The organism is Corynebacterium sp. HMSC29G08 (genome assembly GCF_001806875.1).
Classification (GTDB): domain Bacteria; phylum Actinomycetota; class Actinomycetes; order Mycobacteriales; family Mycobacteriaceae; genus Corynebacterium.
Genome location: NZ_KV786262.1, coordinates 1 through 18,915, shown reverse-complemented (window position 1 = coordinate 18,915; position 18,915 = coordinate 1). Strand labels below are relative to the sequence as shown.

Sequence of the window (18,915 nt, the reverse complement as noted above, 5' to 3'; positions counted from 1 at the left end):
GCATGCAGCCACAAAGCATGCTCACGGTCTAATGCTCAATGGATTCGGGTGCTGGAGCTTCCTCGGGCTCTTCGGGCACGGGGATGTCGGCTTCAGGTGCTTCGGCTTCGGCCTCGTGAGCTTCGACTTCGGGGATTTCACGGAGGCTGTCCCAGAGGAACTGGTGCCACTCGCGGTCGTCAGGCGCTTCCTCGCTAGTAATCGCGGGGTTCTGCGTCATGCGCGGGTCGATGATGCGCCAGGCAGACTCCCCTTCTGCAAGCACGCGGAGGCGTCGGCGTGCTTGCTGCTCAACGTAGACCGGGTCCTCGTGGCGGGCGATGTCCGCCTCCAACTCGTCTTTACGCTGCTGGAGCGCCTCAATGGACGCCTGGGCACGGGCGATCTCGCTACGCCCCTCGTAGTAATTACGCAGCGGCACCGCAATAGCGATCAGCACGGTGAGGATCACCGCGATCAGGATGCCCGTGGATGCGAGGTCCTGCTGCAGGATCAAAGGCTTCGCGCGACCCCGCTTCTTGCGGGCCTCGGCCTGCTCACGCTGCGCGCGGTCCCGGGAAGCAACGGGAACCGTCTTCGGCGCGCGACGCTTCCGGCGCGGCTTTGGTGCATCTGGGGTCATAGTGATTGTTGAGCTTAGTCGGGGGTGGGGGCGTTTGGGGTTTTGACGTGGCTTCCTCGGGACACCAGCACCAGTAGAAGGCTAGACAGGAGCTACATCAACGCGATTTTCCTCAAGTTCTCACGAACTCGCTCCGCAAACTGCGGACAACCCGCAGCTATTAGGGCTTTGTCAAGGGGCCGACTTCCCGGCTTGTTTCCCCAATATTCAAATTGCTCTTTAGTTACACGCAAGATCGATGCTGGATTCGAGTCAGCTACAAGTACGAAAAAGTCGTCAGCAGTATAAATCTCATACGGCTCTGCATCTTCGTTATCGGTGAAGTCCGCTGGCGAATTGTTGGTAAGAACCACATCTGCCTGGCAAGCGATCGCCGCCGCATGCACGTGGTAGTCCCCTTTATCACACCCTGTGAATTGCGCATCACCCGGGAATGACTCAACTACCTCATCAATCAGGTCCCTTATCTGGTTAAAGTGCGCTTTCAGAATGTCACTACCAGCTTTGGGGCTTCTCTTTCTCAAATGATAAAGCACTTCAACCATGACATCGTTTGTGGAACTCAGCTGAAACATGCCTTCGTTTTCCTGCCGGAGAAAATACAACCAATCCCGGCAGGTCTTGCTAAAGAGGACATTCGCGTCCACAAACACTCGTTGCGTCACAGCACCTCATTCTAGGAGAGACGCACAGCTGCGAGAAGAAAATGGACTCGAACTTAGAACTCAATATCGAGAACTTCTCGGTTCTCCCATTCAAAGTCACGCAGGCGAGCAAACGCATCACGTCGCTCTTTAGCGCGTTGCGCCTTGAGCTCCATTACCGCGTCACGTTTAAAGCGGGTATGCGTTCCAACCTTGAACGACGGAATTACACCTTCACGTGCCCACTTCAGCAACGTGGGTCTAGAAACCCCCAAGATATCTGCCGCAGCGTTGCTCGAAAGCTCATCGGGCACACGGGAAATCGACACCTCACCATTTCGGGCAATCGATGCCAGCGCCTGCAACAGCACATCTTCCAAGCTGGAAGAAAGCGGCAGGGTTTTTCCGTTTTGGTCAACCAGTGACAGCGAAACACCTGGTTCCAACCGCACATCACGAGCATCACGGACAGTGTTTTCACTGATCGTAAGCTGGCTTTCTTGCATAACTTTTGCAGACATGAAACACCTCCAACATGCTCAATGCTGCGTAATTTGATCTGGAAGACCAGACTACGGACTTTTCACTTGCAAGTGCAATATAAAATACCCCCGCCGCGATCCCCCCCCTTGGGATCAGCGACAGGGGCGCTATATGCGCTTACTTGAAACGCGGGAAGGCGCTGCGGCCCGCGTAGACAGCGGCCGAGCCAAGCTCCTGCTCAATGCGCAGCAGGCGGTTGTACTTAGCAACACGCTCGGATCGCGCCGGCGCACCAGTCTTGATCTGGCCGCAGCCAAGGGCCACAGCAAGATCTGCAATCGTGGTGTCCTCAGTCTCACCGGAGCGGTGCGACATCATTGTGCGGTAGCCGTTGCGGTGAGCCAAGTCCACGGCATCGAAGGTCTCGGTCAGGGTACCGATCTGGTTGACCTTCACCAGCAGCGCGTTGGCTGCGTTCTCATCAATGCCGCGCTGGAGGCGGGTCGGGTTAGTGACAAAGAAGTCGTCGCCAACAATCTGGACCTTGTCACCAATCTCAGCGGTGAGCTTGACGTAGCCCTCCCAGTCGTTCTCATCCAACGGGTCCTCGATGGAAACAATCGGGTACTCATTGATCAGGTCTGCGTACACCTTCGCCATCTCCTCAGCGGAGTGCTGGCCACCCTCGAAGTTGTACACACCGTTGTCGAAGAACTCGGAGGAGGCGACGTCGAGGGCGAGCGCGACATCGTCGCCAAGCTTGTAGCCAGCCTTCTCCACAGCCTCTGCAATCAGATCAAGTGCTTCCCTGGTGGAGCCGACAGACGGAGCAAACCCGCCCTCATCACCCAGACCAGTGGACAGGCCCTTGCTCTTAATAACAGCCTTCAGCTCGTGGTACACCTCAGTGCCAACCCGCAGCGCCTCAGAGAAAGTCTCCGCACCAATCGGGGCGATCATGAACTCCTGGACATCCACACCAGAGTCAGCGTGAGCGCCACCGTTGAGAATGTTCATCATCGGCACCGGCAATACGTGCGCGTTCGGGCCACCGATGTAGCGGTACAGCGGCAGGTTCGCGGAATCAGCCGCAGCCTTGGCAGCCGCCATGGACACACCCAGGATTGCGTTTGCGCCCAGGTTCTTCTTGTTGTCCGAGCCGTCCAGCTCAATCATGATCTGGTCAATCACACGCTGGTCATCAGCCTCAACGCCAACCAGCTCATCTGCAATCTTCTCGTTAACGTTGTGAACGGCCTTCTGCACGCCCTTGCCCTGGTAACGCTCGTCCTCATCACGCAGCTCATGCGTCTCATGCTCACCCGTGGACGCGCCAGACGGTACGGCGGCGATGCCGTGGGAACCGTCATCCAAAAAGACCTCTGCCTCAACGGTGGGGTTACCGCGGGAATCAAGAATCTCGCGAGCAAATACGTGGATGATGTCGGACATGCCGGTTCAACTCCTTGGTGTGGAACAAGTACTAGTACGTGTCCAATTGTTGCACGTTTTCACCCCGCCTGCATTGAGAACACCAATTGTTTTATACAGGCCGACTGTGGGGTCGGATGTGCAAAAACGTGCACCTAGCGGTGCGCTGGCTGGTTCAACGCGTAGTTAGCGGCGGCGTCGCGTACCTTCGCCACATAGTCATTGGAGTGGTTGTAGGCATAAATGGCTTGCCGCCAGCCGTCCTCAGTAGATAGGTCACGGCCGTTGGCGCACAAAAGGTTGGCGGCGCCCAGTGCGGCATCATCAATCTGCTGGGGATTTGGGTAACCATCCCCGTCCGCGTCTCGGCCAAAGCGCGCCCAGGACTCCGGAATGAACTGCATGGGGCCAACCGCGCGATCAAACTCCGTATCCCCATCCAACACACCACCGTCGGTGTCCGCAATCAGGGCGAAGTTGCCCGTACCGTCCAGGGCAGGGCCGATAATCTGCGGCTCCGGCGTCCCCTCCGGCGTCAACCTCGCCGGGTCAAAACTGCGGCCGGTGTAGGTGCCGTGGCGGGTTTCCACCCAGCCGATGCCCGCAAGCGTGTTCCACTGCAAGTTGCACGCCGGCCACGCCTCGGCGGCAATCAAGGCGGCGTTGCCGTACGCACGCACCGCCTGGGGGTCGATGCGAGTTTCGTCCGCAATGGGCTGCGCCCACTGCCCCAAGTTGTTGGCGGTGCGGCCGGGAGCGTGGACGTTAATAAGCGGAGGCGCTAAAGCCGCATCCGGCGGCATGTGGGTAGGGACCGGCTTGCGCTGTGCGGGAAGCACCGGAGTGTTGATGAGCGAGGCGAGCCAGGCGACAACTGCGGCAACCAACACAATGGTCAACACCACGGCGAACAGGCCCGCGCAGCCGCAGCCCTTCGCCGCGCGGGAGGCACGCCGGGTAGTCATGGCGAAAAATTCTAGCACGAGTCACACGCGTCACTTCCGTAACAGCTATAGTGCTTTTATGCACAAAACTCGTATCGCAACATGCCTGGTAGCAGCCGCCGTCGCCCTTGCACCCGCCGCCGCTGCCGACAACTCCCTCGTCCAGCTCATCCGCGTAGTCAACGGCGAAGTTGAAACCGCCGACTGCAACACCCTCGGCGCGGCACTGCGCGTCTCCGGCCTTGTAGATGCAGACACCACCCGCTCCCAGCTGGTAACCAAGGTCAACGGCGCAATCGGCGACGACTCCTCCCTGCGCCTCGTCACCGCGCCGACCGTGAACAAACTGGGCGACCGCGCGCTGCAGTGCGGCGTGGTCAAGCCGGACCCGGTCACCCCGCAGTCCCAGGCAATCGAGTTTGTCTCGCAGCTCTCCTCGCGCGCCGGCCTGCCGGAGCTGCGCAACCTGCTGCCGTAATCTCGTTTCGGACTAGAGCTCCCGGCGCTCTCGGCGCTCCCGGCGCTTGCCCTCCTCCCACAGGCGATCCTGTTCGGCGGAAGGGACGGTGCCGGTTGAACCGTCGAAAAGATACGGCGCACGCTGTCGCATTTTGGCAACAAAGGCTGCCGCGACGTCCTCAAACGTAAAAGCGCCGCGCTCTGCGGCGATCTCGGCGTGGAACAGGACCTGCAAAAGCACGTCTGAAAGCTCCTTGCGCAGATTCACCTCCGAGGTGGGGTTGGTGATCTCCTCAGCAAGCTCCTGCGATTCCTCCAGCAGGTAAGGAATCAACGTTTCATGCGTCATCGCCTGCTCCCACTCCCCACGCGTACGCGCCGCATGCATCGTTCGCACCGCCTGGTAGACAGGGTCATGCAGCGACGAGACGCGGATACCCTCACGATCTTCTGTGGTGACAATCCACTTAGCTCCCTTTTTGTGCGGCCACGCGCGAGCATGTTCAGGAACTTCGGGGGTGTACTCAACCGGGCCCGTAATTTGCTGGGCGATTGTTACCGGAACCATGTCAGGCCAGCGAGGGTCAAGCACAAGCGTAGGCATGCATGCGATGATAGAACCCATGACTGATCTTTCGCAGGCACTTGAAAACCACGCGCCCACCCACGGCGACGTGATGGAACACTCCATCAGCTTCTCCCCCATCCGCTGGAAAACCGGCTGGCCGCACCACTTGCGCCGCGTCCCGCCATTTCGTGACGACGCCAACGCGACCATCACCCGCAGCGAAGTCTTCGACTTTGCATCCGTAGTCCACGAGTCCGAGTTTTCGCGCGAGTACATCATCGACTTCCTGGGCGCCTGCTTCGCCTACATGGCCGGCAAGTCCAACCAGGTCACGCAACTGCAGGCCTTCCTGCGCAACAAGGGCAACGCCGCGAAGCTTTTGAACGCGGTGCGCAAGCTGCAAGACGACATCGAGCCGGTTGCCGCCTACGAACTGCTGGTGGGCACCGGCCTGCCACCGAAGTTCGCCTCCGCAATCGCCTACTTCCTTGCCGGCGAGCAGGAAGATGGCGAGGAGAACAAGCCGACGATCATCTGCTCCAACCGCGCACGCATTGCGGGTTTGACTAAGCACGCCGACTGGACCGCCGAAGAGTACGGCCAGTACCTCGACGCCCTTCGTGCCGCCCGCAGCGGCGATCAGGCGTTGGATGCGGTGGAGCTGGCAGCCCGCGAAGCAGCCAAGGCCGCCGAAAAGTAGTTCGCCACAGCTGCAAGTTTTTAGCTGAACTTGGCCAGAGGCCCCGGACTACCATGTCTTCGATTCGGCTAATATTCGGGCGGCTTGGACGATTTCGCCAGAAACTGCTGGCGTTTCGTTCAGGTCGCACGATTCAATGACCCGGGCTACGACGCCCGCTTTCTTAGCAGACCGGAGTTTCTCCGAATTGTCGCTTTCCTGCCATTTCTCCATATACTCCGGCCGTCGCCCCACTCGAATTCGGAAATGCCATTGACTGAGCATGTCCAGCGCACTACTCTGTGAATTATTGACCGAGAGGGACGCTTCGTTTCCCGTTGCCGATAAGGCACTCGGTCGCTTCATTTTTTCACCGCAGTGTCCCAGTCGGTGTCCCAGTCGTTCTCGAACAAAAGATTAGGTGCCCCATCAGCACGCCAGCTTAGTTTTTTCGAAGGTTGATGGACCTCCATTTCGTAAGTATGGATTGCCCTATCAAATTCAGACCAGTTCACCGTGCGGCGTTCAGGTAGGAGTAATCGATCGGCACGGTCGAGGAGCTTAAGCCCCTTCCCAACCACATTCTCCGGAAACCCGTCGACAGATTTGAGAAAAGTGCGCAAATAACCTGGATCAGAAGCATTCACATACCTTTGAAAGCCACCTGCAATCAGGTCAGCGATTTGAATACCGGCGCTCTCCTGGGAAGGCATAAACGCAATAGTGTCGGGCAGGCTCTCATACTTAAAAAATGGCGACCCATCCCGAAGCGTCTCTCGAAGGAGCTTGTCGTCCTTGCGTTCTTCATCCATCATTACGAGGCCGTGAGTATTGTGCTTCTTACAATTGAGTTCGATCCGCTCTAGTAGGGGTGTAACCACCTGTTGAATAGGATTTTGGGTTTCCTCTAGCCTTCCAACGTTGACACCTACACACAGAACTTCCACCGTGGGGACCGAGGCTGCCGCGCGCAGACATGAATACACAAGGGCCCGTCGAGCAACCAGAGTCTCGAGACCTGCTCGTATCATCCATTGTGGCTTCCGTTCACTATCTTTCTGAGTGGCCACATGCTGAAACTTCAGTTCATTGGGATACTCGAGGTTGAAACCGTACAACCGCGCTACCTCGGAAACCTTGGCAGCGAGCTGCGGAACATACTCACTATCAATCCCAAAGCCCCCAAGAACAAGAAATGGCGCATGCGGGTCGTGCACGCGCTTGCCATTAAACTCCGGGTGGGGTGGAGCGCAGCGCCCGGGTGTTAAGTTCCCGGCGCGCCTGCTCTAACGCGAGCAGGTCCGAAAATAGTGCGTTGTATGCGGTTTCGTCATCAGACGGGCGCATGCGCTGCAGTTGCGCCTTGAGCTGGGCGATCTGGTCGCCCACACGCGTTTCCTGCAGGCGCGAGAGCACAGAGTCGATGTAGACGTCGATGTTGTCGGCATTAATCTCTTCCACGGCAAGCTCCGCGACGAAGTTGCGGCCGTTGGCCTCACGCATCTCCCCTGCCACGGCGGCGATCCAGTTGGAGTTGCCGCTTGCGCTTGCCGCGCCGCCGACGGTACCGATGGCTTCACGCACCTCCCGGTACGCCGGGTTGCTAAACGCATCCGGGTTAATACCGTCGAAGTAGCTGCCGGCTTTCTCCGGGAACTGCAGTGCCGCTTTCAGCGATTCACGCTGCGGCCACAGCATCGGGTCCGCGGGGTTGGGGACGAGGAAGCGCGGTGCGGACGGGTCGGCAGACATCGTTGTTCCGGTGCCGCTAGTGGGGCTATCTTGGCTGCGTCTCAACTCACGTCTCAACTCACGCTTCGGAGCCTTCGCCGCCTCACGCACCTTGGCTAAGACTTCATCCGGGTTCGGCCACCCCACCCAGCCGGCAAGCCTGCGTGCATATTCGGTGCGCAGAACGGGGTCCTTGATCTCCGCGACCACGCCAACGGTGCGGTTCAGTGCCTGGACGCGGCCTTCGGCCGAATCCAGCGAGAAGTCCGCGAGCATAGACTCCAGTACGAACTCGATCATGGGGATGCGCCGGGCGACGAGGTCGCGCACGGCAGCGTCGCCACGCTCAAGGCGCAAGTCGCACGGATCCATCCCGTCCGGGGCAACCGCCACAAACGACTGCCCCACGAAATCCTGGTCCACCTCAAAGGCGCGCATCGCCGCCTTCTGTCCGGCTTCATCACCGTCGAAGGTATAGATCAGCTCGCCACGGAAGAAGTTGTCATCCAGCATGAGCCGCCGGATGGTCTGTAAGTGGTCCCGGCCAAACGCAGTGCCACAGGCGGCCACGGCGGTTTCCACGCCGGCGGCGTGCATAGCCATCACGTCCGTGTAGCCCTCCACAATCACCGCCTGGTGGCCAGAGGCGATGTGTTTTTTCGCAAGGTCAAGGCCAAACAAGACCTTCGACTTGTGATACAAAAGCGTGTCCTGGGTGTTCATGTATTTGCCCATGGGGTCATCGTCGAAAAGCTTCCTAGCCCCAAAACCGATGACATTGCCGGCAGCATCCTTGATGGGCCACAGCAGGCGGCGACGGAATTTATCAATAGGGCCACGCTTGCCCTGACTGGTCACACCGGCGGCGATGAGCTCCTGGACGTCAAACCCCTTGCGCAGCAGATGCTTAGTTAATAAGTCCCAGCCGTCTGGGGCGTAGCCGCACTCAAACTGGTAAATGTGCTCGCGTGTAAAACCGCGATTCAGCAAAAACTCGCGCCCCACCTGCGCCTGCGGAGTCTCCAACTGCTCCCGATAAAACTCATGCGCCGCCTTATTCACCGCCAGCAGGCGCTGGCGAGTGCCCGGCTTCACATCGCGCGCGCCCGTGGACCCGCCCTGATAGTTGATGCGGTACCCAATATGATCCGCAACCGCCTCCACCGCCTCCGGGAAGGTCAGCTGCTCCATCTCCATCAGGAAACCAAAAACGTCCCCACCTTTACCCGTGGAAAAGCAGTGATAGTAACCCCGTGCGGGACGGACATGGAAGGACGGCGTTTTTTCGTCCTTAAACGGGCTAAGCCCCTTCAGCGAATCGTGGCCTGCAGGTTTGAGCTGCACATACTCACCGACAATCTCCTCAATCGGCGCGCGCTCACGGATAGCCTCAATATCACTATCCGGAATTCTCCCCTTAGCCATGCGCACATGGTAGCGCGTGGCACGATAGACACCCATGAAACGTCTCATTGCACTCGCCGCCTGCTGCGTTTTCAGCGCGTGCGCCGCACCTGGTGTGGGGGTAGGCACGGGTGTGGGGCCGTCGGGGCTTCCTGCTTGTGGACGCCTCCCCGCACAAGCCTTAGACACCATCTCCCTGATCAACGAAGGTGGGCCCTACCCCTACCCGGTTAACGACGACAAACGCTTCGGCAACTACGAAGGCCACCTACCTAGCCAGGCGCGGGATTACTACCGCGAATACACCGTGGACACCCCCGGGGTAACCCACCGCGGGGTGCGCCGCATAGTCACCGGCGGGGGTGGCGACGGGGTGATCAACGAATGGTTCTACACCGACGACCACTACGAAACGTTCTGTGAAATCTCGGCCAACGAAGTGGAGGGCAAGTAATGCTGACTATTTGGGTAACCCGCCCCGTGCGAAGCGTGGCCGACCTTGGCGCCGCCATCAACGTCGCCGCCTACGGGCCGGAATCCGCTGCCGAACGTCCCGTTGCCCGCAACCTGGACGCGCTGGCCGACTTACTGCGCGAAATTTCGCCGCGCTACCGCAAGGTCGTGGTGGCGGATTGGGGGTTGACGGGGGCGTTAACAAGCAAAATGCTCGATGCGTTTGAAGATGCAGGCGTGCAGCTCGTGCGGTAGCTAAGGACCGAGTCATACGCGGCTGCTAAATGCCTGTGAAAACCTCTACAAATCAAGTGTGTTTTATGTCATACTTTTGTGCGTAGTTAGAAGTTCCTACCCATGACTGGAGCACCACATGAGCTCACTTCTGCTCGTATTCGTTGGCCTGGCCATGATGGCCGCCGGATACCTGCTGTATTCCAAATTCCTCGGCCGCAAGGTCTACCAACTTTCAGACGCGTACAAGACCCCCGCCCACACCATGGAGGACGGCGTGGACTTCGTCCCCACCAACAAATACGTGCTGTGGGGCCACCACTTCACCTCCGTCGCGGGTGCCGCGCCGATCATCGGCCCGGCCGTCGCGGTGATCTGGGGCTGGGTGCCGGCCTTTCTGTGGGTAACCCTTGGCACAGTGTTCTTTGCGGGCATGCATGATTTGGGTGCACTGTGGGCGTCCCAACGCCACCGCGGCCAATCCATCGGCACCCTGTCCGGCCGCTACATCGGCGCACGCGGCCGCAACCTGTTTTTGGTTGTGATCTTCCTGCTGCTGCTCATGGTCAACACCGCGTTTGCCGTGGTGATTTCGAACCTGCTGATCTCCACCCCATCCGCCGTTATCCCCACCTGGGGTGCGATCCTAGTGGCACTGTTAATCGGCCAGGCCATCTACCGCCTCAACTGGAACCTGCCTTTGGTGTCCATCGTGGGCGTTGCCGCACTCTACGGCCTGATGATCCTGGGCGATCGCGTGCCACTCGCCCTGCCAGAGACCATGCTGGGCATCCCGGACCGCGGCTGGTGGATCATCTTCCTGTTCACCTACGCATTCGTCGCCTCGCTTCTGCCCGTGTGGGTGCTGCTGCAGCCTCGCGACTACATCAACGGCCTGCAGCTCTTCGTTGGCCTGATCATCCTCTACGGCTCCTTCCTGGTGGTTCGCCCAGAAGTTGCGGCACCCGCGTTGCGCGACACCGTCCCGGACGGCACCCCCGGCATCTTCCCCCTTCTGTTTGTCACCATCGCCTGCGGCGCCATCTCCGGCTTCCACGGCGTCGTGGCCTCCGGTACGTCCTCCAAGCAGCTGGACAAGGAAACGGACGCACGTTTCGTCGGCTACTTCGGCGCAGTTGGTGAAGGCCTGCTGGCACTTGGCACGATCGTTGCCACCACCAGTGGCTTCAAGACGCTCACCGACTGGGAGAACATTTACAACGAGTGGAACGCCGGCGGCGTCAACGCCTTCATTCAAGGCGGCGGCGCGCTGATGAACGAGGGCCTGGGCATCCCAGCCTCCCTGTCCGCCACTATCCTGGCCACCATGGCCGTGCTGTTTGCCGCCACCACCATGGACTCCGGCGTGCGCCTGCAGCGCCTGGTTGTCGGCGAGATCGGCGAGCTGATGGGATTCAAGGTCTCCGGCCTGGTTGCCACCATCATCGCCGTCGGCTGCGCGATGGGCCTAACCTTCTCCATGGGCACCGACGGCTCCGGCGGCATGCTGATCTGGCCGCTGTTCGGCACCACCAACCAGCTCATGGCTGGTCTGACACTGTCCATCGTCGCCGTGATCCTCACGCAGCTGCGCCGCCCGACGTTGCCGATCCTTTTGCCGCTGGTGTTTGTCACCGCCATGTCCCTGTGGGCGGCAATCCTGCAGGTACGCACGTTCTACAACTCCGGCAACTGGCTGCTGCTGGTCCTCGACGTGATCATCATCTGCTGCGCAATCTGGGTCATCGTCGAAGCGTTCACCGCCATTTCCAAGGCACGCCGCGAGCCGGCAGTGCAGTGGCGTGATGACGAAACGATGCCGGGTGAATTGGCGGATGTTCGAACGTCTTAAGGCAATCGGCGCCGGGTTAGACGAGTTCTACAAGGCGCCGTACCGTCGCGAATTCGCCCGGGCAGCTCGCGAGGAAGACGACCTGTTTACCCTGCTGGTCGCCTCCGAGCTGCTGGGCATCCCAAACCCAGCTACCTACTACACGCTGGAACTTATGCCGCTGATGTATGAAGATTTCCACGCCTGGCACACCCGCATGGGTATGGAACGCTCACCTCTGGATGGAGTCCGATGCTGCTAGAAACCGCGCCCGTGATGTTCTTCGGCGGCAAAGGCGGGGTGGGAAAAACCACGGTGTCTGCAGCGACGGCGGTAAGCCTTGCCGCTTCACAGCGGCGCGTGCTTCTCATCTCCACCGACCCCGCCCACAACCTCGGCCACATCTGGTCCACGACACTGACCGACACACCCCGCGAGTTGGAGCCGAGGCTGGATGTGGTGGAGCTAGACCCAGCGGCGACAACTGAGCGCCACCTGGCGGAAGTCGAGCGCTCCATGCGCGCGATGATGCCGGAGCGGATGCATGCAGAGATCCGCCGCCACCTGGACCTGTCGCGCAACTCCCCCGGCATGCACGAGGCCGCGATGCTGGAGGCGGTGGCGGAGCTTTCGCTTGCCGACGGCTACGACCACGTCATCTTCGACACCGCCCCCTCCGGACACACCGCGCGCCTGCTTGCGCTGCCAGAGCTGATGTCCGCGTACACAGGCGGGCTGATGGAGCGCCGCGAACAGTCCGACGCGTTCTCCCGCGCCATGCGCGGCCTAAGCGGCAAGGTAGTGGACAGTGGTGATCCGGTGGAGCGTCGGAATTCCGAGATCCGCGCGGCACTATTGCGCAGGCGCCGGAAGTTTGAGCGCTTGCGTGAAGTGCTCACAGATCCTGCCCGCTGCGTGTTCCACATCGTGCTCACCGCCGAACGCCTGCCCGTGCTTGAAAGCGCGGAGCTGCACGCAGAGCTCACACAACACGGCATCCGCGTGGGCTCTTTGGTGATCAACCGTCGCAGCCCCGCCGATGACGGGGAGTTCATGGCGGCACGCCGCAACGTCGAAGACGAGGCGTTTTCCTTGCTATCTACGCTGCTGCCCACGGTGCCGCGCGTGGAGTTGCCGTGGCTGGCCGGAGAGATAGGCACACGTGAGGCACTCGGCCAGATTGCAGGCTACCTCTTGCAGTGATACCCCCCGGGGTATATATTGGGTGGCGTCAACACGGCGTTTTTCTACCTAAGTTTCTACCTAAGGAGACACCCATGTGCCGTCCAGTCCCCTGCAAAACCTGCGGAAAAACCACCTGGGCCGGCTGCGGCCAACACATCGACCAAGTCAAAGCCGGCGTCGCGCCCGGCCAGTGGTGCCAATGCCCACGCGAGACATCATCCGACGCCAAGCGCGGCTTCTTCGCCAGACTCTTCGGCTAGGGGGTCCACGATGACAACAACAGTGATCATCGGGGGTGTCGCGGGGGGAATGTCGACGGCGACGAGGCTGCGCAGAAACGACGAAACCCGCACCATCATCGTCCTCGAAGCCTCCGGGCATGTCTCATTCGCCAACTGCGGACTGCCCTACTACGTCGGCGGAGTCATCGAAGAGCGCTCCGCACTGCTGCTGCAAACACCGAAGTCACTGAAAACCCGCTTCAACATCGACGTACGCGTGAACACCCGCGCCGTGCGCATCGACCGCGCCACCCGCACCGTGATCACGGACACCGGGGAGCAGATCCTTTACGACGACCTCGTGCTCTCCCCCGGCGCCACCCCCTTTTTACCCCCGATCCCCGGCATCGAACGTGCGCTGACACTTCGCACTGTGGAGGACGTGGATCGTATCGTCGCAACTCTCGAAGGCGCTGGCGCTAGTGCTGGCGCTGGCGCTAGTTCCGTTGCGATTATCGGCGGCGGCTTCATCGGACTCGAGATGGCCGAAAACCTCCGACACCGGGGCCTTAATACCACCGTGGTGGAAGCCGCTAACCAGATCATGGGGCCGCTGGATCCGGAAATGGCGCACCTCGTGCAAGCACGCCTGGAAGAACACGGCGTGACGGTGCGCACCAACGCGCAGGCCGCCGAGATCACAGACGCAGGCGTCGTCCTCGCCTCCGGCGAGACGGTTGCGGCAGACGTGGTCATCGCAGCGATCGGTGTGCGACCGGCAAGCGAACTTGCGAAAGACGCCGGCCTTGAAGTTGCAGACAACGGCGGGATCGTGGTGGACCAACAGCTGCGCACCTCCGACCCCCACATCTTCGCCCTTGGCGACGCCACCCTCAAACCCGACCTCCACACCCTCGAACCCGTCCTCGTCCCACTCGCCCAGACCGCAAACAGGCACGGTCGGTTGGTGGCGGATGTGTTGGTGGGGCGTGAGGCGTCGATACGCCCAGTGCTCGGCACCGCAATCGTGGGACTGTTCGGCCTCACTGCCGCCTCGACCGGCTGGAACGAACGCCGCGCGCGGGCCGCGGGACGCAACGTGCGCGTCATCCACCTCCACCCCGCGGACCACGCCGGCTACTACCCAGGCGCGACCCAGCTGCACATGAAACTAGTAGTCGACGCGAACACCGACGCGATCCTGGGCGCACAAATCGTGGGCGAAAACGGTGTAGACAAGCGCATCGACGTCATCGCCACCGCCATACGCGCAGGCATTCACGCCACTGACCTTGCAGACCTCGAGCTCGCGTACGCCCCGCAATTCGGCTCAGCGAAAGACCCAGTGAACTTCGCCGGCTTCATCAACGACAACATTCGACGCGGCGAGCGCACCGTGCAGTGGCACGAACTAGCCGGCAGGATGGCAAAGGGCGCCTTGCTTATCGACGTCCGCACGCCCACCGAACACACCTCCGCCCCCATCCCGGGAGCCGTGAACATCCCCTTGGATGAACTTCGCGAACGCCACAGCGAAATTGCCGACCACGAAGACGTGATCGTGCACTGCCAAGTCGGCCTCCGCGGACACAACGCTGCCAGCCTGCTGCGCAACTTAGGCTACGACGTGGCCAACCTCGACGGCGGCTACCTCACCTGGAAACATGGAACAGCATGAAGCTTGACCCCGTGAAGATCAAACCGTCCATTACCAGGCTGAAACGCGCACGCGGCCAAATCGATGCGGTCATCCGGATGCTGGAAGCCGGCGAGGAATGCGAGGCCGCTATCACCCAACTCGCCGCCGCTTCCAAAGCCATCGACCGAGCCGGCTACTCCATCATCGCCGCAGGACTGAAGCAGTGCTACCTGGAGGAAGGACCCGACGCCGTGGATGCAGCGAAGCTGGAGAAACTCTTCCTCTCACTTTCGTAGCAGCGCGGCTAGAAGAAGCCGTCGAACGCGGCGGCCTTCTTCGCGGCGCGCTCCAAGCGAGACTCCGTCATAGACGCAATCTGATCCACAATCACGCGCTCACGCTCCATCTCCGTCTCCGCGGTCAGCCACCACTGCTGGAACATCGTGTCCAAGGTGCCCGGCGCGCCGGCCTTCAAATAGTCGTAGACCCGGAAGATGCTTTCGCGCTGCCTGTCCTGGCGAGCCGTATGCGCAGGCAAATCCATCACGTAGAGCACCGCGATCGTTTTCAGCAACTTGACCTCAGCCTCAATATTCGGCGGGATGATCAGATCGCCGTGGGTGCGCCCGAGCGGCTGGCCATCGTGCGCGTCCAGCGTCGCCTGTGTCACCGCGCCCACATAACGCCCCACCAGCTCACTGGTCAACTGCTTCAGCTCCGTCCACGCGGCAAGCGTGTAATTAAAATCTGCGGCGCGAGAGATGGAGGGGAGGGATTGGAGGTGTGACGCGGCGTCGATAAGCAATGAAGCACTGCCGCCAAAAGCCACCGAGCCTTTCTCCGCCAAGGCTGCCAGCTCCACGAAATCCCACAGCACCTTAAGCGAAATACGCCCCGAAATAATGCCGTCTTCAACATCGTGCACCGAATACGCAATGTCATCAGCGAAATCCATCACCTGCGCCTCAATCGGCGGACGATCATCCACATGGCCCTCGCGAGCCCACGCAAGGATCGCCGCGTCCTCGTCATAAGCGCTGTACTTCTTGTTCACCGTCCCGTCCGCATTCGTGCGAGTACGCGGGTACTTACACGCCGAATCCAACGCCGCACGCGTCAGATTCAGCCCATAAGAGTCCACGCCGTCAAGCACCTTCGGCTCCAAGCGGGCGAGAATCCGCAACGTCTGCGCGTTACCCTCAAAACCGCACTCGGAAACCTCATCCAGCGCACGCTCGCCGTTATGCCCGTACGGCGGATGCCCAATGTCATGCGACAGGCCAGCCAGCTCACACAAATCCGGGTCCAGGCCCAAGCCGACGCCGATACCGCGCGCGATCTGCGCCACCTCCAGCGAGTGCGTCAGACGCGTCCGCGGCGTGTCACCGTCCTGCGGGCCAACGACCTGCGTTTTGTCCGCAAGGCGCCGCAACGCCGCCGAATGCAGCACGCGGGCACGATCACGGGCAAACGCGCCGCGCGTATCCGCATCCGGCGCAATCTGGGAACCCTTGGGTGCCTCGCTGACGCGTCGCTCGGCATCTTCCGGGGTATAACGGTATCGGCTCACAACTCCTTAGCCTATCTACTGCATAATCGGACTACCCTTGAGTGCCATGAAACTTCGCCACGTCCCTGTCCTTGTCGCCGCCGGGTTCGGCCTCAGCGTCGCCCCGATCGCCATGCTTATCGACGCCCCATTAGCCCACGCCCAATCCACCACCACCGGACCACGCCTTTTAACCGCGCCGGTGACCGACGAAGCCGGAGTGCTATCCGCAGACGATCTTTCACGCGTTGAACACGCAGTGCAGCAGGTCAGCGCGGAAAAAGGCAAGTCGTTGCGCGTGGTGTTCGTCGAGTCCTTTGGCGGGACAGCACCGAATACGTGGGCATCCCAAGCCGTAGACGCGAACGGGCCAAACACGGCGGTGCTTGCGGTCTCCCCATCCCAACGCGCCTACGCAATCGAGGGCGGCAACCAGTGGACGCAGCGCGAAATCGACGCCATGGACTCCGCGGCGTACCCGCGCCTGGCGCAGGAAGACTGGGCCGGTGCCGCAATCGATGCGGCGGATGCGGTGATCTCCGGGTCGGGCTCTGGCGCTGGGTCGGGGTCTAGCTCTGGCTCTGGCGGTGCGGGTTGGCTTGTCGGCGGTGCGGGCGTTGCAGCACTGGCCGGCGGCGGGTTATACGCGGCGTCTCGACGCAACACGAAAAAGACCACCGCGAAACAGCTCGAATCCGCGCGCGCCCTGGATCCTTCCGACACCGATGCTTTAGGACGCCTGCCAACGCACACCTTGGAACAAGTCGCCCGCGACGCACTCGTCTCCGCGGACGAATCCATCACGCAAGGCAAAGAGGAACTGCGCCTGGCCACCGCCGAGTTCGGCGCCGATCGCGTACGCCCATTTACCTCCGCGATGAACACCGCAACCTCCACGCTGCAGCGCGCATTCAACACGCACCAAAAGCTTTACGACGCAATCCCCGAAACCGAACCCGAAAAGAGGGCGATGTTGGTGGATATCGTGTCGTCGTCAGGAAAAGCGGAACAAGCGCTGCGCGACAAGACCGCCGAATTCAACGAAATGCGTGGCGTGCTCATGCGCGCCCCCGAGGAAGTGGACAAGGTCCGCGCACGCACCATCGACATCCGCGCGCGCCTCGAACCCGCGCAACGCACCCTCGATGAGCTGCGCGCACGCCACAACGAAGAAATACTGCAGTCCATCGTGGACAACGTAGACATCGCCCGCGATTCGCTCACCGAGGCCGAAAAACACCTCGACGACGCCTCCGAGCTCGTGCGCCAGGGGGCGGGTAGGCAGGCCTCGCTTATCGACGTCCTCACCGCCGCCACCCGCGCCGTCGACCTTTCCGACACCAACCTCACCGCCATCGAACACGCCGAAGAAAACCTCCGCAACGCCCAAACGAACCTCCCGGCACTGCAGCGCGAAATCGAAGACGAACTGCGCCAGATCGAAGAAGTAAAGTCAGCGCGTGAGCAGGGTGCGCAGATCGACATCGCCGCGTTGGACAACGTGGCGCAAGAGGCGCGGAAGGTGCTCGCGGATGCAGATGAGCGCGCCGCCCATGACCCACTTTCCCTCTACACCGAACTGACCGACGTGGATGCGCGGATCGACGAGCAGCTGGAAATCGCGCAAGGCGCCGCCGGCGACCAAAGCCGCGCACTGCAGCTTTTCGACCAACAAATGCAAGTAGCCACCGCGCAAATCCAAAGCGCCGAGGACCTCATCCGCTCCCGCGGACGCATCATCGGCTCCCACGCACGCACCCTCCTTGCGCAGGCGAAACGCGAATACGCCCAGGCGCACCAACTGCGCGTCAAAGACACCCGCGCCGCCATCGACTACGCACGCACCGCCACCAACACCGCCCGACGCGCCGCACAAGCCGCCAACGATGACCTCAACCGCTACCGCGCCGCCCAAAATCGGCAGACAGCGAACAACATGGCGCAAGCCGTGCTGTGGGGCTCGATTATGAACGGCGGCTTCGGCGGAGGCGGCGGGGGGAGCCGCGGCGGAGGCGGCTTCGGCGGCGGCGGCGGCGGATTTTCCGGCGGCGGACCCATCGGGCGCGGGGGTACCTTCTAACCACCCCCACAAGACCGAACCGAGCCGAACTGGGCGTTGTGTGAAATTCCACAGCGCCCGGTTTTTGTTATCCACAGGGTGGCGCTTGGCGCACTTTCCTCATGTGGCGGGGGTGTTTAGCGTGCTGGGTATGACTTCGTTTGCTGGCTTGATTGCGTCGCAAAGCGTCGATGCCCTTGCGGACTTCGACCGCGACACCGCCCTTGCCGCACGCCTGTCGTCCACACTCATCGCGGACTGGGAAATGGTGCACAAGGCGTACTTCGGCGCGCGCCCCGACCGCGAATCCCTGATGTTCGCCCGCGCTAACCAGGTGCCGCTTGAGCAGCTCATCACCATCGAAAAAGCACTTCTGCGTATCGACGACCCGTCAACCCACCCCACCGCCCGCCTTCAACTCCTGGCGCAACCGCGCAGCCCGCGGGGTTTGAAAGCGGCGATTCGGGAGCTGATTCCGCGTCAAGAGAAGCCGTACGAGCAGACCGCGTCGTTCTCGCGTTCACGGTGTCGCACCCGTTCTTTGCGAGTCGCACTGGATGAACGCCTCATGGCCGACCTCGAGCACCACCTGCGTCGCGACATCGACTCTTCGCGACCCGCCGGCCCCCAAATGGCGGCGAACTTCGCGCGTCTACTTCGCTGCGACAGTGCCGCCGCTGCGGGCGCTGGCACTGCGGGGGCGGCTTCCGGTGCGAGCGCTGCCGGTGCTGCAGGCGCTGCAGGCGCGGGTGGCGCGGGGGTGGCTGCAGCAGGCGCGG

Annotated in this window: 18 protein-coding genes and 2 pseudogenes; 11 read left to right on the top strand and 9 right to left on the bottom strand. The window is 61.3% G+C overall.

Annotated features, from left to right (window positions below):
* Positions 1-28 precede the first annotated feature (28 nt).
* The 5 genes from HMPREF3101_RS08560 to HMPREF3101_RS08540 form a co-directional block, all read right to left on the bottom strand.
* Positions 29-622: an FtsB family cell division protein gene (locus HMPREF3101_RS08560; RefSeq protein ID WP_070464408.1), complete on the bottom strand. Its 594-nt coding sequence runs from the start codon at positions 620-622 to the stop codon at positions 29-31.
* A gap of 92 nt (positions 623-714) precedes the next feature.
* Positions 715-1,287: a PIN domain-containing protein gene (locus HMPREF3101_RS08555; RefSeq protein WP_070464407.1), complete on the bottom strand. Its 573-nt coding sequence runs from the start codon at positions 1,285-1,287 to the stop codon at positions 715-717.
* Positions 1,288-1,340: 53 nt separating this feature from the next.
* A complete protein-coding gene (locus HMPREF3101_RS08550; protein WP_070464405.1) occupies positions 1,341-1,787 on the bottom strand; it encodes a helix-turn-helix domain-containing protein in 447 nt (148 codons plus the stop codon).
* A gap of 139 nt (positions 1,788-1,926) precedes the next feature.
* Positions 1,927-3,201: a phosphopyruvate hydratase gene (eno, locus tag HMPREF3101_RS08545; RefSeq protein ID WP_070464403.1), complete on the bottom strand. Its 1,275-nt coding sequence runs from the start codon at positions 3,199-3,201 to the stop codon at positions 1,927-1,929.
* Positions 3,202-3,335: 134 nt separating this feature from the next.
* Complete coding sequence (locus HMPREF3101_RS08540; RefSeq protein WP_070464401.1) at positions 3,336-4,145, bottom strand: lytic transglycosylase domain-containing protein; 810 nt, start codon at positions 4,143-4,145, stop codon at positions 3,336-3,338.
* Positions 4,146-4,203: 58 nt separating this feature from the next.
* Between HMPREF3101_RS08540 and HMPREF3101_RS08535 the strand changes: the two genes are divergently transcribed.
* Complete coding sequence (locus tag HMPREF3101_RS08535; RefSeq protein ID WP_070464399.1) at positions 4,204-4,602, top strand: hypothetical protein; 399 nt, start codon at positions 4,204-4,206, stop codon at positions 4,600-4,602.
* 12 nt (positions 4,603-4,614) lie between these two features.
* On the opposite strand, the gene HMPREF3101_RS08530 is transcribed toward HMPREF3101_RS08535, so the two are convergent.
* Positions 4,615-5,187 (bottom strand): MazG nucleotide pyrophosphohydrolase domain-containing protein, encoded by a 573-nt coding sequence (locus HMPREF3101_RS08530; RefSeq protein WP_070464442.1) that lies wholly within the window; start codon positions 5,185-5,187, stop codon positions 4,615-4,617.
* A gap of 19 nt (positions 5,188-5,206) precedes the next feature.
* Between HMPREF3101_RS08530 and HMPREF3101_RS08525 the strand changes: the two genes are divergently transcribed.
* Positions 5,207-5,851 (top strand): 8-oxoguanine DNA glycosylase OGG fold protein, encoded by a 645-nt coding sequence (locus tag HMPREF3101_RS08525; protein ID WP_070464397.1) that lies wholly within the window; start codon positions 5,207-5,209, stop codon positions 5,849-5,851.
* Positions 5,852-6,192: 341 nt separating this feature from the next.
* Here the strand turns inward: HMPREF3101_RS08525 and HMPREF3101_RS08520 are convergent, their stop codons facing one another.
* Together HMPREF3101_RS08520 and dnaG are read right to left on the bottom strand one after the other, a co-directional pair.
* Positions 6,193-7,047 carry a DUF3800 domain-containing protein gene (locus HMPREF3101_RS08520; protein WP_070464396.1) on the bottom strand — a complete coding sequence of 285 codons (855 nt, stop codon included), beginning with the start codon at positions 7,045-7,047 and terminating at the stop codon, positions 6,193-6,195.
* 10 nt (positions 7,048-7,057) lie between these two features.
* Positions 7,058-8,986, bottom strand: a complete 1,929-nt coding sequence (gene dnaG / locus HMPREF3101_RS08515) for a DNA primase (RefSeq protein WP_070464440.1) — start codon at positions 8,984-8,986, stop codon at positions 7,058-7,060.
* Positions 8,987-9,092: 106 nt separating this feature from the next.
* Between dnaG and HMPREF3101_RS08510 the strand changes: the two are divergent.
* The 7 genes and pseudogenes from HMPREF3101_RS08510 to HMPREF3101_RS08480 form a co-directional block, all read left to right on the top strand.
* Positions 9,093-9,419, top strand: a pseudogene (locus HMPREF3101_RS08510) (ribonuclease domain-containing protein); the annotation flags it as partial.
* On the top strand, positions 9,419-9,673 hold the full coding sequence (locus HMPREF3101_RS08505) for a hypothetical protein (RefSeq protein WP_070464392.1): 255 nt from the start codon (positions 9,419-9,421) through the stop codon (positions 9,671-9,673). The pseudogene HMPREF3101_RS08510 and the gene HMPREF3101_RS08505, both read left to right, overlap by 1 nt.
* 118 nt (positions 9,674-9,791) lie before the next feature.
* On the top strand, positions 9,792-11,504 hold the full coding sequence (locus HMPREF3101_RS08500; protein WP_070464390.1) for a carbon starvation CstA family protein: 1,713 nt from the start codon (positions 9,792-9,794) through the stop codon (positions 11,502-11,504).
* The gene (locus HMPREF3101_RS08495) at positions 11,488-11,745 is read left to right on the top strand and encodes a cory-CC-star protein (RefSeq protein ID WP_052203409.1); all 258 of its coding nucleotides are present in this window, start codon (positions 11,488-11,490) and stop codon (positions 11,743-11,745) included. The genes HMPREF3101_RS08500 and HMPREF3101_RS08495 overlap by 17 nt, the downstream gene beginning before the upstream one ends.
* Positions 11,736-12,686: an ArsA family ATPase gene (locus tag HMPREF3101_RS08490; protein ID WP_070464389.1), complete on the top strand. Its 951-nt coding sequence runs from the start codon at positions 11,736-11,738 to the stop codon at positions 12,684-12,686. Before HMPREF3101_RS08495 ends, HMPREF3101_RS08490 begins: the two co-directional genes overlap by 10 nt.
* Positions 12,687-12,938: 252 nt before the next feature.
* Positions 12,939-14,567, top strand: coding sequence for an FAD-dependent oxidoreductase (locus tag HMPREF3101_RS08485; RefSeq protein ID WP_070464387.1), 1,629 nt, complete (start codon positions 12,939-12,941; stop codon positions 14,565-14,567).
* Positions 14,564-14,824: a metal-sensitive transcriptional regulator gene (locus HMPREF3101_RS08480; protein ID WP_070464385.1), complete on the top strand. Its 261-nt coding sequence runs from the start codon at positions 14,564-14,566 to the stop codon at positions 14,822-14,824. Before HMPREF3101_RS08485 ends, HMPREF3101_RS08480 begins: the two co-directional genes overlap by 4 nt.
* A gap of 8 nt (positions 14,825-14,832) precedes the next feature.
* On the opposite strand, the gene HMPREF3101_RS08475 is transcribed toward HMPREF3101_RS08480, so the two are convergent.
* A complete protein-coding gene (locus HMPREF3101_RS08475) occupies positions 14,833-16,098 on the bottom strand; it encodes a deoxyguanosinetriphosphate triphosphohydrolase (RefSeq protein WP_070464383.1) in 1,266 nt (421 codons plus the stop codon).
* Between the two features lie 46 nt (positions 16,099-16,144).
* Here HMPREF3101_RS08475 and HMPREF3101_RS08470 point away from each other — a divergent pair, with 46 nt between their 5' ends.
* Together HMPREF3101_RS08470 and HMPREF3101_RS12155 are read left to right on the top strand one after the other, a co-directional pair.
* Positions 16,145-18,157, top strand: coding sequence for a TPM domain-containing protein (locus HMPREF3101_RS08470; protein WP_070464381.1), 2,013 nt, complete (start codon positions 16,145-16,147; stop codon positions 18,155-18,157).
* 130 nt (positions 18,158-18,287) lie between these two features.
* Positions 18,288-18,915 (top strand): annotated as a pseudogene (locus HMPREF3101_RS12155) (hypothetical protein); the annotation flags it as partial.

Bases quoted from the DNA above. Each gene is read 5' to 3' on its own strand.
- HMPREF3101_RS08560 (WP_070464408.1), bottom strand. From the start codon at position 622: ATGACCCCAGATGCACCAAAGCCGCGCCGGAAGCGTCGCGCGCCGAAG.
- HMPREF3101_RS08550 (WP_070464405.1), bottom strand. From the start codon at position 1,787: ATGTCTGCAAAAGTTATGCAAGAAAGCCAGCTTACGATCAGTGAAAAC.
- eno (WP_070464403.1), bottom strand. From the start codon at position 3,201: ATGTCCGACATCATCCACGTATTTGCTCGCGAGATTCTTGATTCCCGC.
- HMPREF3101_RS08540 (WP_070464401.1), bottom strand. From the start codon at position 4,145: ATGACTACCCGGCGTGCCTCCCGCGCGGCGAAGGGCTGCGGCTGCGCG.
- HMPREF3101_RS08535 (WP_070464399.1), top strand. From the start codon at position 4,204: ATGCACAAAACTCGTATCGCAACATGCCTGGTAGCAGCCGCCGTCGCC.
- HMPREF3101_RS08530 (WP_070464442.1), bottom strand. From the start codon at position 5,187: ATGCCTACGCTTGTGCTTGACCCTCGCTGGCCTGACATGGTTCCGGTA.
- HMPREF3101_RS08525 (WP_070464397.1), top strand. From the start codon at position 5,207: ATGACTGATCTTTCGCAGGCACTTGAAAACCACGCGCCCACCCACGGC.
- dnaG (WP_070464440.1), bottom strand. From the start codon at position 8,986: ATGGCTAAGGGGAGAATTCCGGATAGTGATATTGAGGCTATCCGTGAG.
- HMPREF3101_RS08505 (WP_070464392.1), top strand. From the start codon at position 9,419: ATGCTGACTATTTGGGTAACCCGCCCCGTGCGAAGCGTGGCCGACCTT.
- HMPREF3101_RS08500 (WP_070464390.1), top strand. From the start codon at position 9,792: ATGAGCTCACTTCTGCTCGTATTCGTTGGCCTGGCCATGATGGCCGCC.
- HMPREF3101_RS08495 (WP_052203409.1), top strand. From the start codon at position 11,488: ATGTTCGAACGTCTTAAGGCAATCGGCGCCGGGTTAGACGAGTTCTAC.
- HMPREF3101_RS08490 (WP_070464389.1), top strand. From the start codon at position 11,736: ATGCTGCTAGAAACCGCGCCCGTGATGTTCTTCGGCGGCAAAGGCGGG.
- HMPREF3101_RS08485 (WP_070464387.1), top strand. From the start codon at position 12,939: ATGACAACAACAGTGATCATCGGGGGTGTCGCGGGGGGAATGTCGACG.
- HMPREF3101_RS08480 (WP_070464385.1), top strand. From the start codon at position 14,564: ATGAAGCTTGACCCCGTGAAGATCAAACCGTCCATTACCAGGCTGAAA.
- HMPREF3101_RS08470 (WP_070464381.1), top strand. From the start codon at position 16,145: ATGAAACTTCGCCACGTCCCTGTCCTTGTCGCCGCCGGGTTCGGCCTC.